General features: G+C 73.6%; 13 protein-coding genes. 5 read left to right on the plus strand and 8 right to left on the minus strand.

What is annotated here, in order from left to right; translation table 11 throughout:
- The first annotated feature begins 642 nt into the window (after positions 1-642).
- The 4 genes from IE225_RS20935 (at position 643) to IE225_RS20950 (ending at position 4,268) form a co-directional block, all read left to right on the plus strand.
- On the plus strand, positions 643-1,809 hold the full coding sequence (locus IE225_RS20935; RefSeq protein ID WP_190059124.1) for an ABC transporter ATP-binding protein: 1,167 nt from the start codon (positions 643-645) through the stop codon (positions 1,807-1,809).
- On the plus strand, positions 1,806-2,516 hold the full coding sequence (locus IE225_RS20940; protein ID WP_190059125.1) for an ABC transporter permease: 711 nt from the start codon (positions 1,806-1,808) through the stop codon (positions 2,514-2,516). The genes IE225_RS20935 and IE225_RS20940 overlap by 4 nt, the downstream gene beginning before the upstream one ends.
- Complete coding sequence (locus tag IE225_RS20945; RefSeq protein WP_190059126.1) at positions 2,513-3,181, plus strand: ABC transporter permease; 669 nt, start codon at positions 2,513-2,515, stop codon at positions 3,179-3,181. The genes IE225_RS20940 and IE225_RS20945 overlap by 4 nt, the downstream gene beginning before the upstream one ends.
- Before the next feature lie 127 nt (positions 3,182-3,308).
- Positions 3,309-4,268 (plus strand): ABC transporter substrate-binding protein, encoded by a 960-nt coding sequence (locus tag IE225_RS20950; RefSeq protein WP_190059127.1) that lies wholly within the window; start codon positions 3,309-3,311, stop codon positions 4,266-4,268.
- 231 nt (positions 4,269-4,499) lie between these two features.
- Here IE225_RS20950 and IE225_RS20955 read toward each other — a convergent pair whose 3' ends face one another.
- The 5 genes from IE225_RS20955 to IE225_RS20975 form a co-directional block, all read right to left on the minus strand.
- A complete protein-coding gene (locus tag IE225_RS20955) occupies positions 4,500-5,096 on the minus strand; it encodes a GTP-binding protein (RefSeq protein ID WP_229879848.1) in 597 nt (198 codons plus the stop codon).
- Positions 5,083-5,439 (minus strand): DUF742 domain-containing protein, encoded by a 357-nt coding sequence (locus IE225_RS20960; protein WP_190059128.1) that lies wholly within the window; start codon positions 5,437-5,439, stop codon positions 5,083-5,085. The genes IE225_RS20955 and IE225_RS20960 overlap by 14 nt, the downstream gene beginning before the upstream one ends.
- A 1-nt stretch (position 5,440) precedes the next feature.
- Positions 5,441-5,875, minus strand: coding sequence for a roadblock/LC7 domain-containing protein (locus IE225_RS20965; protein ID WP_190059129.1), 435 nt, complete (start codon positions 5,873-5,875; stop codon positions 5,441-5,443).
- Positions 5,876-5,885: 10 nt separating this feature from the next.
- Positions 5,886-8,765 (minus strand): nitrate- and nitrite sensing domain-containing protein, encoded by a 2,880-nt coding sequence (locus IE225_RS20970; RefSeq protein ID WP_190059130.1) that lies wholly within the window; start codon positions 8,763-8,765, stop codon positions 5,886-5,888.
- A 254-nt stretch (positions 8,766-9,019) separates the two neighbouring features.
- Entirely contained in the window at positions 9,020-10,048 is a 1,029-nt protein-coding gene (locus IE225_RS20975) for a substrate-binding domain-containing protein (RefSeq protein WP_444545068.1), read from the minus strand.
- Positions 10,049-10,910: 862 nt separating this feature from the next.
- On the opposite strand from IE225_RS20975, the gene IE225_RS20980 reads away from it, so the two are divergent.
- Positions 10,911-11,330, plus strand: coding sequence for a hypothetical protein (locus tag IE225_RS20980; protein ID WP_190059131.1), 420 nt, complete (start codon positions 10,911-10,913; stop codon positions 11,328-11,330).
- Between the two features lie 146 nt (positions 11,331-11,476).
- On the opposite strand, the gene IE225_RS20985 is transcribed toward IE225_RS20980, so the two are convergent.
- The 3 genes from IE225_RS20985 to IE225_RS20995 form a co-directional block, all read right to left on the minus strand.
- Positions 11,477-12,436, minus strand: coding sequence for a sporulation protein (locus tag IE225_RS20985; RefSeq protein WP_190059132.1), 960 nt, complete (start codon positions 12,434-12,436; stop codon positions 11,477-11,479).
- Positions 12,437-12,756: 320 nt separating this feature from the next.
- Positions 12,757-13,269, minus strand: a complete 513-nt coding sequence (locus tag IE225_RS20990) for a DUF6114 domain-containing protein (RefSeq protein WP_190059133.1) — start codon at positions 13,267-13,269, stop codon at positions 12,757-12,759.
- Between the two features lie 4 nt (positions 13,270-13,273).
- The gene (locus tag IE225_RS20995; protein ID WP_190059134.1) at positions 13,274-13,954 is read right to left on the minus strand and encodes a DUF6230 family protein; all 681 of its coding nucleotides are present in this window, start codon (positions 13,952-13,954) and stop codon (positions 13,274-13,276) included.
- Between the last annotated feature and the right edge of the window lie 652 nt (positions 13,955-14,606).

Consider the following 14,606-nt stretch of genomic DNA (forward strand, 5'->3'; position numbering starts at 1 on the left):
CCCGCCCGCGGGTGACGTACGGCCGGTCGGCCCGCGCCGGAGGGGCCGGCGGGCGTGGGCCCGGGGTGGCGTTCAGCGGCGGGTCCGGCCGGCCTGAACCGTGTGTGCCGTTCGACGGCGGGGCCGGCCGGGAGGGGCGCGTGCGCCGCCCGGCGACGCGCTGCCCGGTGCGGCCGCACCGGATGGGCGAGGCGCCGTCCCGGTGGGAGGCGCCGTCCCGGTGGGAGGCGCCGTCCGGGGCGGGCGCCCCGAAGGGGCGCGCCCGCCCCGGCTGCCGCCCATATGCCGCCGCCGTTCGCGGAGGCGGGCGCCGGGGCCGCGCCCGCGGCACTCCGTGTCCCGGGTGGGCACTCCGTGTCCCGGACGGCCGGTGCGCCGGACGGTGGACCGTCGTCCGGGTGCTCCGGCGGGCGGGGCGGGGTGCGGTGTGGGAGATTACGGCCAACGGGAAGGGCCGCGGACGGGCCGGCGCGTCCCCATCACGTGTGCTGCTCGGGTGCTCGCCCCGGCCCTTCCCCGTCCGGCGTGTCCTTCGGCGTCCCCGGGTGTGTCACCCGTCCGGTCTAGACTCTCCCGGCAACGCCCCGCGCGACCGGGACCGCCGCGGGCACCGATGGCCAAGACCCGGAGGATGTCGGCGTTTTGATACGGATTGAGTCAGTCACCAAGCGGTACCCGGACGGCACGGTGGCGGTCGACGGACTGTCGCTGGAGATACCGGACCGTTCGATCACCGTCCTCGTCGGGCCCTCGGGCTGCGGGAAGACGACAACCCTGCGGATGATCAACCGCATGGTGGAGCCGACCGAGGGCCGGATCCTCCTCGACGGCGAGGACATCCGGGAACAGCCGGTCACCGCCCTGCGCCGCTCCATGGGATACGTCATCCAGAACGCCGGCCTCTTCCAGCACCGCACGATCGTCGACAACATCGCGACCGTGCCGCGGCTGCTCGGCTGGGGCAAGCACAAGGCCCGGGAACGGGCACGGGAGTTGATGGAGCGGGTGGGGCTCGACGCCTCGCTCGCCCGGCGCTACCCCTACCAGCTCTCCGGCGGCCAGCAGCAGCGGGTCGGCGTGGCCCGGGCCCTGGCCGCGGATCCGCCGGTGCTGCTGATGGACGAGCCGTTCTCCGCCGTCGACCCGGTGGTGCGCAAGGGGCTGCAGGACGAACTGCTGCGCATCCAGGACGAGTTGGGCAAGACCATCGTCTTCGTCACGCACGACATCGACGAGGCGGTCAAACTGGGCACCAAGGTCGCCGTGCTGCGCACCGGCGGGCGGCTCGCGCAGTTCGCGCCGCCCGCCGAACTGCTGTCCGCGCCGGCCGACGCGTTCGTGGAGGACTTCCTCGGTACCGACCGCGGCATCCGCCGGCTGTCCTTCTTCCCCTCCGGCGGGCTGGAGTTGGAGACCGCGCCGATCGTCCCGGTCGACGCCGGTGCCGGGCACATCGCCGCCCGCGGCACCGAGGAGCTGCCGTACCTCCTGGTCACCGACGCCGAGGGCAGGCCCCTGGGCTGGGGCGAGCCGCACGAGCTGGCCGCGGGGCGGATCGACCCCGCGGGGCTGCTGCCGTACGGGAGGCCATTCGAACACGGCCGGGAGTCGCTGCGGGCCGCGCTCGACGGGGCCGTGCTCTCGCCCACCGGCTGGGCGGTCGCCGTGGACGGCGCCGGGCGGGCGGTCGGGGTCGTCTCCCAGCAGGCCATCGCCGAGGCGATCCGCGCCGCCCACGCCGAGGGCCGCACCGACACCGGGGGCAGCACCGACAGCGAGGCCCGCACCGACGTGGAGGCCCGCGCGTGAACGGCTTCTTCGACATCCCCAGCGACCTCCAGCACAGCTGGCTCGGCCTCGTCGGCCTGCACCTGCGCGAGGCGCTGCTGCCGGTCCTCGCCGGGCTGCTGGCCGCCCTGCCCGTCGCCCAGGTGTGCGTGCGCTTCCGCCGGCTGTACCCGCCGGTGCTGGGCCTGACCACCGTGCTGTACGCCATCCCGTCGCTGGCGCTCTTCGTCGTCCTCATCGACTACACCGGGCAGAGCGAACTCACCGTGATGATCCCGCTCGCCCTCTACAGCCTCGTCGTGCTCGTCCCGGCGATCGTCGACGGCGTGCGGGCCGTACCGCGGGAGACGCTGGCCGCGGCCACCGCGATGGGCCTGGGACCGGTGCGGCGCTACCTGCAGGTGCAGCTGCCGATCGCGGTGCCCGCCATCCTGGCCGGACTGCGCGTCGCCGCCGTCTCCAGCATCTCGCTGGTCAGCGTCGGCGCGCTGATCGGCAACAACGGCGCCCTCGGCAACCTGCTGGCGGACGCGATGTTCTACCACCGGCCCGCCCTCGCCGTGAACTCCGTCGTCACCACCGCCGTGCTCGCCGTCCTGGTCGACGCCGCGCTCGTCGGCGTACGCCGCCTGCTCACGCCGTGGATGCCGCGCGGCGGCCGCACGGCCCCGGCAGCGGCCGGGCGGCCCGATCCGGCCGCGCACGTGCTGGGGGAGGCCGCCCGGTGAACGTCCTGCACTTCGTCGGCGCCTTCTTCGGCGACGGCGCCCACTGGCACGGCTACGACGGCATCCCGCACCGCCTGCTGGAGCACGTCGGCTACTCGCTGCTGGCGCTCGGCGTCGCCGCCGCCGTCGGCCTGCCCGTCGGCCTGCTCACCGGTCACACCGGGCGCGGCGGCACCGTGCTGGCCCTGCTGGCCACCGCCGCCCGCGCGCTGCCCACCTTCGGCCTGCTGGTGCTGACGTTCGTGCTGCTCGGGCTCGGCCTGCTGCCGGTGATGATCCCGCTGGTGGTGCTGGCGGTGCCGCCGATCCTGGTCACCACCTATGAGGCGGTGCGCTCCGTCGACCCCTCCCCGGTGGACGCGGCGCGCGGCATGGGCATGGGCGAGGCGCGCATCCTGTTCCGGGTCGAGCTGCCGGTGGCGCTGCCGCTGGTGCTGAGCGGCCTGCGCTCGGCCGCCGTACAGATCGTCTCCACCGCCACCGTCGCCGCCTACGTCAGCCTCGGCGGCCTCGGCCGCTACATCGTCGACGGGCTCTACCAGCGCGACTACGAGAAGGTCGTCGGCGGCGCCACGCTGGTCGCCCTCCTCGCCCTGGCCACGCTCGCGGTGTTCTGGGCGGTGGAGCGGCTCGCGGTCTCGCCCGGGGTGCGGCGCGGCACCTGACGCCCCGGCAGACGTACCGGCCCGGCCGTGTGTCGGGCGTGTGTCGGTCGGCCCGGCTGCTCTTGACTGACCGTGAACGCGCCGGATTGGATCAGGGGGTCCATGCCTCCGGCCGGAAACGGGAACCGTGACGTCGATCGTGAAGAGCACCACCAGGTCCAGCACGCGACCGCGCAGCACGTCCGCCGCCGTCCTCGCCGCCGTGGCGGCCCTCGTCGCCGGATGCTCCTCCGGCGGCTCCGGCGACGACCCGCTGACCGGCGGCAAGGCGGGCGACGGCACCGTCGTCGTCGGCTCCAACAACTTCAGCGAGAGCATCCTGCTCGCCGACCTCTACGGCGAGGCGCTGAAGGCCAAGGGCGTCAAGGTCTCCTACCGGCACAACATCGGCAGCCGCGAGACGACGTACCGCATGCTGAAGAACGGCTCCGTCACCGTGCTGCCCGAGTACAACGGCGCCCTGCTGGCCTACCTCGACCCGAAGGCCGCGCCGAGGACGGTCGAGGAGACCACGGCCGCCATCAACGCCGAACTGGACAAGAACCTGACGCTGCTGCGGCCCTCGCCCGCCCAGGACAAGGACTCCGTCACCGTCAACGCGCAGACGGCGAAGAAGTACCACCTCACCGCCGAGTCCGGCATCGCCGACCTGAAGGGCGTCGCGAAGGACCTGGTCATCGGCGGCTCCCCGGAGTTCCAGACCCGGCAGCAGGGCCTGAAGGGACTGAAGTCGGTCTACGGCCTGCGGTTCAAGTCCTTCAAGGCGCTGGACGCGGGCGGCCCGCTGACCCAGTCGGCGCTGCGGAAGAACACCGTGCAGGTCGCGGACGTCTTCACCACCGACCCCACCCTCACCAAGGAGAAGTTCGTCGTCCTGAAGGACCCGAAGAACCTCTTCGGATTCCAGAACGTCCAGCCCCTCGTCGCCAAGGGCAAGCTCCCGCAGAAGGGCGTGGACGCGCTCAACGCCGTCTCGGCCCGGCTGGACACCGCGGCCCTGCGGGAACTCGGCGCCCAGGTGCAGCTCCGGCACAAGGACCCGCTGGACGTCGCCCGGGCGTGGCTGAAGTCGGCCGGCCTGACCTGAGCCGGCGCGGGACCGGGACGGCCGGCCCGCGCGCCACGGGCTTTCGCCGAGGAGAACTTCCGGGCCGGGAAGCCGAGAAGGCCAGGGAGCCCTCCCGGGCCGGGAAGGTCGGGGAGGCCGGGAAGGTCGGGGAGGCCGGGAAGGTCGGGGAGGCCGAGAAGGTCGGGGAGGGCCCGGCACGCGCCCGGTGAAGATCCCGCGGTGGCGATCAGCCGGCTTCGGCGGTGGCGGTCACCCGGCCTTGGCGGTGGCGATCAGCCGGTCCAGCAGGGCCAGCAGCACATCGCGGCAGGACGCGCGGTCCCGGGCGTCGCACAGCAGCACCGGCGTCTCCCGCGGAAGGGTCAGCGCCTCCCGGATGTCCTCCGGCGGATAGGGGTTGTGCCCGTGGAAGCCGTTGGCGGCGACCACGAACGGGATGCCCCGGCGCTCGAAGAAGTCGATCGCGGCGAAGCTCGACCGCGGCCGCCGCACGTCGATGAGCACCACCGCGCCGAGCGCGCCGACGGCCAGGTCGTTCCACATGAACCAGAACCGCTGCTGCCCGGGCGTGCCGAACAGGTACAGCACCAGGTCGTCGGCGATCGTGATGCGGCCGAAGTCCATGGCCACGGTGGTGGCCCGCTTCTCCTCGATGCCGTCGAGGTCGTCGACGTCCAGCCCGGCCGCGGTCAGCGGTTCCTCGGTGCGCAGCGGGACGATCTCGCTGACCGACCCGACCAGGGTGGTCTTGCCGACCCCGAACCCCCCGGCGACGAGGATCTTGACCGTGTCGGGGGCCGGGGACACGTCGGGCACCGGCGGCACGGCGGCGTCAGAGGCGGCCAAGTCCGTCCCTCACTTTCTGCAGCAGCTCCAGGTCCGGGGGACCGGAGACGGGGCGCGGCGGCCGGACGTGGATCCGGCCCGCCTCCAGCAGATCGCACAGCAGGATCACCACCACGCTGACCGGCAGGTCGAGGAGGGCGGCGAGCTCCGCGACGGTGACGGGCTGCGCGCAGCGCCGCAGGATCCGCGCCTGCTCCGGCTGCGGCCGCGGCGCCCGGGCGGGCGGCGGATCCACCGCGGTCACCGTGGTGATCAGGGTGAAGTCGGCGCGGCTGGGCCGGGTCCGGCCCCCCGTCAGCGTGAACGGGCGCACCAGGCGGCCCGCCGCGTCGCCTCCGCCCACGTCACGCGCCGGGGCCGGCGGGCGCGGCCGGGCCGCCGAACCGCGGTGCCGCGCTGAGGTGTTCGCCGATCTTCTTCACCAGCAGGTTCATCTGGTACGCCACCACGCCGACGTCCGCGCCCGGACCGGTGAGCACGACCAGGTGGGCGCCGGGACCGGCGGAGGTGAGGATCAGGTAGCCGCGGGCCATCTCGATCAGCGCCTGCCGCACCGGGCCGCCGCGGAAGTCCATGCTGACGCCCTTGCTGAGGCTCATCAGACCGGACGCGGTCGCCGCCAGCCGCTCGGCGTCCTCGCGCGGGAAGCCGGTGGACTTGCTGACGACCAGACCGTCGTCGGAGAGCACCACGGCGTGGTTGACCTCGGCGACCCGGTCCACCAGTCCGGTGAGCAACTGGTCGAGCCGGGTGTGGGTGGCGGGGGTGGGGCGTGTCATGGCGGTTCCTTCAGGAGCGGGGGCGGTCGGAGGGCGGAGCGGGGACCTGCGGCCCCGGGCGCCCTGCGGAAAATGCGTCTGCGGTGGCCACGCGTGCACCGGGGCGGCGGTCCGGGACGTGGGCGTCTTCGGGGCCGCGGGAGCGGACCGGGTCCTGGCCGTCGTCCTGCGGGACCCGGGGCCCGCCGGTGCCGGTCACGTCGTCCGAGCCGTCCGGGTTCTCCGAGTCCTCGGAGCCCTCGGAGTCTTTTGAGCCCTCGGAATCGTCAGCGCCGTCGGCGTCGTCGGTGGCTTCGGCGTCAGTGGCTTCGGGATGATCCATGTGATCCCTGTGATCCGCGCCGGACGGGTCGCGCGGGGCGTGCGGGGCGTGCGGATCGTACGGGCCGCCCGGACCGAAGGCGTCGTACGTGCCGTGGGCGTCGTCCGCGTCGTGCCCGGCGTCCGGGGCATTCGTGGCATCCGTGGCGTCGCGGGCCTGGCGCGTGCCGCGCTGGAAGCCGGCGAGGGAGGAGGCCGCGCGCTGGGCGGTGAAGTCGTCGGCGTCCTCGTCCTCCGGCGCGGGCGCCGGCTCCTCGCGCAGTTCGGCGGCGAGGCTGGTCTGCGGCACCCGGCGGGGCAGCGGGGCGAGCCCGCCGGACGGGGCGGCGGACGGGGCGCCTCCGCGGGATCGGGAGCGGGAGCCGGACCCGGCGTCGGTGCCCGCGGAGCGGGCGGGGCCGTCGGCCTCCGCGTCGCCGACCGCCTCCCGGCCGTCCCCGGCCGCGTTTCTGTCCCCGGCCGGGGCCCTCTCCGTCCCCCTGTCGCCGGCGGGGGACCGTGCCGCGTCGGCGACGGGCGGCCGTACGGGGTCGGCGGGCCGCCGGGGCGCCCGGCGGGTGGACTCGGGACGCCCCGCGCCCGCCCCGTCCGTGGCGCTCGCCCCGTCCGCGGCGGGCGTCCCGTCCTCGGCGGACACCACCACGTCGTGCGGGACGAGCACGATCGCCGTCGTACCGCCGTACGGCGAGGGCCGCAGGGTGACACTGATGCCGTGCCGGTGGGCGAGCCGGGCGACGACGAACATGCCCAGGCGCAGGTCGTCGGCGAGCGCCACCACGTCGAACTGCGGCGCCACCGCCAGTTGCGCGTTGAGGGCGGCGTACTCCTCCTCGGACATGCCCAGGCCCCGGTCCTCGACCTCGACGGCCAGGCCCTTGGCGACCATGGAGGCGCGCACCGAGACTGGGCTGGGCGCGGGGGAGTAGACGGTGGCGTTGTCGATGAGCTCGGCCAGCAGGTGGATCACGTCCGCGACCGCGGGCGGCGCCAGGCACACCTCCTCGTCGGTGTGCACCTCCACCCGCTGGTACTCGGCGACCTCGCCGACGGCGCTGTGCAGGATGTCGACGAGGGCGACCGGTTCGCTCCAGGTGCGGCCGGGCCGCTCGCCACTGATGATCACGAGGTTCTCCTCGTAGCGGCGCAACTGGCTGGCGACGGAGTCCAGTTCGTACAGGCCCTGGAGCACGTCCGGGTCGGTGTGCTCGCGTTCCAGCCGGTCCAGCTTGCTCAGCTGCAGATTGACCAGGTTCTGGCTCTGCCGGGCGATGCCCAGGATGACCTTCCGGAAGCCGCGCCGGGTGTCGGCGAGTTCCACGGCGGTGTGCACGGCGGTGCGCTGAGCGGTGTTGAACGCCTGCGCCACCTGGCCGAGTTCGTCGCGGCCGTAGTCCAGCGGCGGGGTCGCGGACTCCACGTCGACCTTCTCGCCCCGCTCCAGCCGCGCCACCACCTCGGGCAGCCGCTCCTGGGCCAGGGCCAGGGTGGCCCGGCGCAGGCCGCCCAGCCGCCGGGACAGCGAGCGGGTGATCCGCCAGGACATGCCCACGCACACCAGCAGCGCGACCAGGCCGCCGGCGCTCAGCGAGCCGGCGGTGAGCAGCAGGTGGCGGGCCCTGGCGGCGCTGCGGTCGAGCAGGGCGTCCGTCTGCTGCCGGATCAGACTCCGGTATGCGGCGGAGAGTTCCCCCAGCGCTGCCTTCCACCGTGCCTCGGCGTCCGGCAGCCGTATGTGCCGCTTGTCGCCGTGGCCCACGGTACGGCCCTGCGCCGGGGCCTGCAGCACCTGCTCCTCGACGTCCTCCAGGGTCCGCCAGGCGGGGCTCTGCAGGATGCGCTCGGCCCGTGTCTTCAGGCTGCCGGTCAGCGAGGGCATGATCTGGTCCTGGACCAGCCAGCGCCGGGCGTCGACCAGCTCCGCGAACCGGTTCCACGCCTCCCGGTCCAGCCGCCCGTCCGGCCAGGCCAGGGTGAGCTGGGCGTTCTCCTGCGAGACCAGTTCGGCGGCGTGCTCCAGGGCCACCAGCGGACCGGCCCGCGAGGTGAGGTCGCCGTCGTCGACCTGAGAGAGCTCCTGGAAGGCGTGGATCTGGTCGTCGATGATCGACGTGTACTGGTCGAGCGCCTGCTGGGGGGTGATGTCGGTGGGCCTGTCGACCTGGTCGCGGTAGTACTCCAGGCTGCCGGCGGCGGCGACGACCGAGTACATCCGGTCCTTGATGCGCGACGGCGCCCGGCGGATCGCGTCGGACCGGCCGGCCAGCTTCGCGACCGCCGCGTCCGTCCTCCTGCGCTGTGCGTCCAGCGCGGCCCGCGAGCCGTGCGGCGAGGCCAGCCACGCCGCCGACAGGGTGCGTTCCTGCTGCAGCGCCAGCGCCGCCTCGGTGCCCATCGCGCCGGTCGACCGGCTCAGCCCGGTCTGGGAACGCAGGCGCAGCCCCTCGGTGAACATCTGCGTCGTCGTCACGCCCCACATCGCGGCGAGCGTGACGCTGGGCACCAGCGCCAGCAGGATCAGGGAGAGACGGAGGGAGCCGGGACGGCTCCGGGCACCTGTCCGTGGAGACATCGTCGTCCTAGGGCGGTCGGTGAGGGGGGTGGTCGGCGGGTGGAAGGGCGGGGCGACGGGGCGGGTACGCGGGGCGGGGGACGCGGGTGAGGACGGCGGGGGGAGGTGCGGGGCGCCGGAGTGAGGACGGCGGGTGCCGGGCGCGGGGTGACCGCGGATCCCGGTACGGCACAGGGGGTGCCCAGGATGTTATCCGCACAAGTGACCGCACGTGCCCCGGGTGGGGGAATCCGTGGCGGTGCGGGACCCACCGGTCAGCGCGTCCCCTTCGCGGCGAACGCCGCGACGGAGGAGACGTTGGTGCGGGTGACGAACGCGGGACCGGTCAGCACCGGTGCGACCCCGCCGCCGCTGATGTTGCCGTTGGTCCGGTACAGCCACAGCGCGTCCACCGCCAAATAGCCCTGCAGATAGGGCTGCTGGTCCACGGCGAACTGCACGTCCCCGGCGCGCACCGCCTTCACCAGGTCGCTGTTGAGGTCGAAGGTGGCGACGTGCGCCCTGCTGCCCGCCGCCTTCACCGACTTGACGGCGGTGAGCGCGAACTGGGCGCCGTTGGTGACGACTTCGTCGATGCTCGGGTCCTGGCGCAGCCGGGCGGTCACGGCGTCGGTGACGGCGTCCGGGTCGGTGCCGTCCACGTACAGCAGGTCGGTCCGGCCGCCGAAGGCCTTCTTCACCCCGGCGCAGCGGGCCTCCAGGGCGACGTTGCCGCGCTCGTGGATGACGCACAGGGCGTGGGTGGCCTTCAGGGCGTCGAGCTTGTCGCCGACGGCCCGGCCGGCGACGCTCTCGTCCTGACCGAAGTACTCCAGGGCCCCCTCCGAACGCCAGGCGTCGATACCGGAGTTGAGGCCGACCACGGGGATGCCGGCGGCCCGGGCCCGGGCGACGGGCGCCTTCATCGCGGCCGGCTTGGCCAGGGTCACCGCAAGACCGTCGACCCCGTCCCGGACCGCGTCGCGCACCAGCTCCGCCTGCCCGGCCGCGTCGGGGTCGCCGGCGAACGTCAGGTCGATGCCGTCCTTCGCGGCGGCCGCCTGGGCGCCCTTCTTCACCAACTCCCAGAACGCGTCCCCCTTCGCCCCGTGGGCGATCAGGGCGACCTTCATCCGGCTGCCGCCGGACCCGGCGGCGGCGTCCGCACGGGCGGCCGTACCACCGGAGTCCGTGCAGCCGGCTGTGAGCAGGCAGACGGCGGCCACGGCGGACAGCATCCCGAGGACACGGCGATGCCGGGCGGACGCCGGAGGGGGCGGGGACGACGGAAGGGACACGATCATGGCGGGGCGGCACCTCGCTGTGCGCGGAGCAGGAGGGGAGAGCACGGCCGAGCAGCGGTGGACATACCGGCTGACCGGCTCTTGTTGTGCTGGAGCCAACCGTGTGTGACTGCCGGTAGTCAAGGGACCGGCGACTTCCTGTGAGGTGATGCTGCCGCATTGTGATGGTCACGCGCCGTGATGGGGGGTTCGCGTGGTGTGAAACACAGGGTCCGGGCGGCCGCGGGGAGCGGGGCCCGCGGGGCGTGAGGTGGCCCCGTCTGCGGGGATGTGAGGCTGGGCTTGCGGGGGCGTGAGGTGGCCGTCTGCGGGGCGCGTGGGCGCCAGCGTGCGGCTGTTCATGCGGGTCACCGCAAATTTCGTGGCGTCTGTGGGGCGCGTGGGCGCCGGGCTACGGGCGTCCGGGCGCGGGGGAGGCGGGCCCGCGCGGCGCGGGGGCGTTCGCCGTGCGCCGGCCGGAACACGGCCGTGGTGGACGTCGTACGGCTCATGAGGAGCTGGTCCACCGGCCGCGTGGGAGACACCAGGCCGTCCGCGCGCCGGCTTCGCGGCCTCTGAAACCGGGCCGGTGGGGTCTCTGGCGGCTGGGCACCGGCGAGGCGGAGACCTGCCCTTTCCTTCTCTCCTGCCCGGGCAGTGAGTTGGCGACCGCCGGGCTCCGGTTGCAGCGTGGCAGGCGGTGTAGGAACGTGGTGGGTGAAAGCCCGGGGGCTGCCGGGACAGCCGGTGAAGGCGTGGCAGCGGACCCCGGACCCGTTCACGGACGGTCCTTTCCACAGCGTTCTGCGACTCACGCCCGTTCAGCCGGCGTCAAGGACCGGTCCGTGCAGCACCCCTCACACGCCCTTTGGCAGGTGATTCCATGTCCACACGCACCCCCCGCAAGTCCCCCACCCTCACCGCCGCGGCCCCGATCCTCGCCGCGGTGCTCACTGGGGGCCTGCTGACGGCCCATCCGGCCTGGTCGGTCGAGCCCAGAGTCGGGCCCGTGAAGTACTTCGGCACAGTGACCTGCAAGCAGGCGTTTCCGCACAGCAGGTCCGTCCCCACCAGGGTGAGGCTGGACAGCGGCGTGGACGACGTGACGGTCGGCACCATCCAGCGGCCCAACCGCAGGGCCCGGTACGGGCCCGCCGAACTGGACGTCCCGCTCCACCGGAAGTTCCACCTCACGGTGCAGGTCACGTGCAAGGAGCGCCGGAAGCCCACCAAGCAGTTCACCCGGGTCTTCTCGCAGCGGAACCTCGTCAAGAACCAGGTGATCCGCCTCGACATCAGGTAGGGCATGCGGGGCATGGCCGAGCCCGGTGCGGCCGACGCGCGGAGGCATCTCCTGCGGGCGGCGGGTCGCCGGGAGTTCGGCCGGGAGCCGCCACGGCGCACCCGTGGCGGCTCCCGCCCGGTCTTCCTCCGGAGGGGGCCGGTCCCTCAGTCGTCGCCTCCCTCGTCCTCCCCCTCGAAGAAGTCACCGATCTCGTCCACGACTTCGGCCGCCACCAGCCCGCCGACCACACCGGCTGCCAGACCGGCCGCGCCCGCGGCGAGCGCCGTCCCGGCGCCGGAACCGGGGGAGTGGTACGCGTCGGAGAGGTACGCCGCCTCGGTCGCGTAGGCCTCGCGGTGCTCGGCGAGGCGGCGGACCCAGCCGTCGACCTCCGCGGCCCAGTCCACGGTGGAGACGTCCTCGTGCCGCACGGTGAAGCGACTGAGGGCGTCGTGGCCGGCGGTGAACGGGCCGCCGCGGCGGTCGGCCTCCAGGACGACCTCGACGGCTTCGGGCGTGGCGAGGAAGGTCAGCTCGATCTCGTGGACCGCGTGCGCGTACTGCGCGGGCGGGATCAGCTCGATCTCCTGGTAGAACGGCAGCCGTTGGCCCGTGCCGCCGATCCGGCCGAGTTCCAGGTCGGCCGAGCGGAAGCCGAAGCCGAGCCGGCCGAAGGCGTCCAGCACCGCCTCCTGCACGGGCAGCGGACGGACGGCGAGCGGGTCGAGGTCGCCCTTGTCGCGGGCGCCGGCCACCGCCAGCTCGGTGCGCACGCCGAGCACGACGCCCAGCTGCCGGCCGTGCAGCTCGGTGACCGGCGTCTCCCACGGGACGGCCACCTGGAACGGCACCGACCGCTCCTCCTCCGCGGCGAGCCGGAAGCCGCCGCCGACGGTGAACCGTTCGAAGGCGACCGTGCCCGTGCTCTCGCCCTCGTCGTACTCGGCCTCCACCCGGGCGATCAGTTCCAGGCCCAGGTGCTCGACCTCCACGTCCGAGCCGCCGCCCCTGAGGTGCACCCGCCCGGACAGCGTGCCGCCGGGCAGCACCGGGCCGGGGTCCAGGACCGTGTCCACCGCGGGGCCGCCCACACCGAGCGCTCCCAGCAGTCGTTTGAACACCATGAGCGTGCCGCTCCTTCATTCACTGATCGCACAGGACGTTCCCGTCCGGCCGCGCGCACGCCGACCGGACGTCCGATGAACTCCCGGCGTCGGCAAAGAAGTTCCCAAGTCACCTGTTCGGGGGAGGTTTTTCACGGTTCGTCCCTCTCGTCGGGCTCCGGCGCCGGTTGCCGGCCCCCGACTCCTGGACTCCTGGATTGCCGACTTCTGGACTCCTGGCTCTTGGCCTCTTGGGCTCTTGGCCTCTTGGACTCCTGGCTCTTGGCCTCTTGGGCTCCTGGCGGCTCGGTGTCCCCGCGTGCCCGTGCTCAGCTCTCCGCTCAACTCTCCGCGACGGGAGCGGGCGGAGCCGCGGCGGGAGCCGTGGCCGGAGCCGCGAGGGGAGCCGCGGCCGAAGTCACGGTCGCGGTCACGGTGTCGGCCCCCGCCGGGCGCGCCCGCCTGCGCAGCCCGCGCAGCCCGCGCCGTCGGCGGCGCGGTTCCTGGTCCGGCAGCCAGCCGAAGGCGAGGCAACTGCCGGCCACGCCGAGCAGGAGACCGAGGAAGAAGCCGCCGAGGTTGGAGGTGAGCCAGGTGCCCAGGGACAGCAGCAGCCCGGTGATGGCGTAGAAGAGGCGCTGGGCGGGATTGAAGAGGGTCAGCAGGCCGCACACCACCATCAGGGTGGGCAGCAGGTAACCGGCCAGGCCCTGCATGCCGATGTGCAGGACGACCTTGAGCGACGCCTTCTCGGTCAGCAGGACCTCCGCCCCGCCCAGGGTGAGCAGCAGCCCGCCCCAGAACGGCCGGCGGCCCCGCCAGCCTCGGAAGGTGCCGCGCCCTTCGGTCCGCATGGCCTCAGCACCCCGAGTCGCTGAACCGGAGCTTCAGGCCCGGCAGCCGGAACACGCCCGCGGTGGTGGCGTAGTTGGTCTGCCGCAGGTTGTCGATGTGCACGGTGTCCGCCTGCTGGCTGAAGATGCCCGGCTTGCCCTTGACCCCGGCCTTGGTGAGGGTGCTCGCGTCGTTGCCGATCTCGATGTTGTTGAAGGAGGCGTCGCCGCTCAGTTGGGTGGAGTCGGTGGTCAGGTCGCTCGCGGTGACCTTGTCCTTGCCGGCGCCCGCCGTGATGAGCAGGTTGGTGCCGCCGAGGTCGACGCTCTGGCACAGCTTGGTGAGCGTCGCGTTCTTGATCGCGGAAGTGACGATCAGGACCTGGCCGCCGGTGTCCCCGGCGTTCGGGCTGTCGTCGATCATGTGGTCGAGGTCGCCGAACTGCTCGAAACCGGTGCCGTCCAGCTCGGTGGCGGTGACCGTGAACGGCATGCCGGAGATCGCGAACTGCACGCCCAGCGCGCCCTGCGCGGTCAGGACGGCCAGCCCCGCCAGGGCGACGGTGGCCGGCACCGCGAGCACGGCGGCCCGGCGCAGCCGCACCCGGCCGCGTCTCTCGCCTCCTTCGGCGGTATTGCCCTCGGGGTGTCCGGGGGTGTGGGCGGGCCGGTCGTCGGGTGACGTCACATCCAGGGACGAGGCCATGTCTGCTCTCCTCGGCAGTGCTGCGGATTCGGCTGCTGCGGCACGTGTCCTGGCGCGGACAGCGGCGGCGACGTACGACTCCCTCGCAACTCCCGGCGGCTGCAAGGGCTTTCACGGTGCTCGGTGGTGCACGTGTCATCACCGCGCCCGCCGAGGAAGTTACCGGCGGTTACATTCCGGGGTCAAGAGACGTGTAAGGAAAGCGTGACGATGGTGTGATGCCGATGCGCCGCGCGCCCCGAAGGACCCTGATGACCACCAACTTCCCACTGCAGTCTTGACGTTGACGGAGCAACAGGTCTACAACGGCTTCCCGGGTCCGTGGCGCCGGATCCACCGCACCACCCCGGCCGGTCCCGGCCGGCCGCGCATCCCGGCCCCTCCCGCGCGGGTCCGTCGCGGATCCGTCCGCGGGGAGACACGCCGCCGTCCGGCAGAAACCGGTTCCGCTTCTGCCGGAGACCGGATCGACCTCCGGCGAAAGCCGGTCCCATCCTTCGGCGAAAGCCGGTAGCACCCCCGGCGGGGAAAGGTGCCTTGGCGCGCCCTCGGCCGAACGCACCGATTCCCTTCCTTACCCGGGGAGTCCCATCCGTCGGTCCCGGCCGGGAGTCCACTCCCGTGCTCCCGGCCGGTCACCGGCCGGCCGCCG

The sequence above is a fragment of the Streptomyces echinoruber genome, from assembly GCF_014651135.1.
GTDB lineage: Bacteria > Actinomycetota > Actinomycetes > Streptomycetales > Streptomycetaceae > Streptomyces > Streptomyces echinoruber.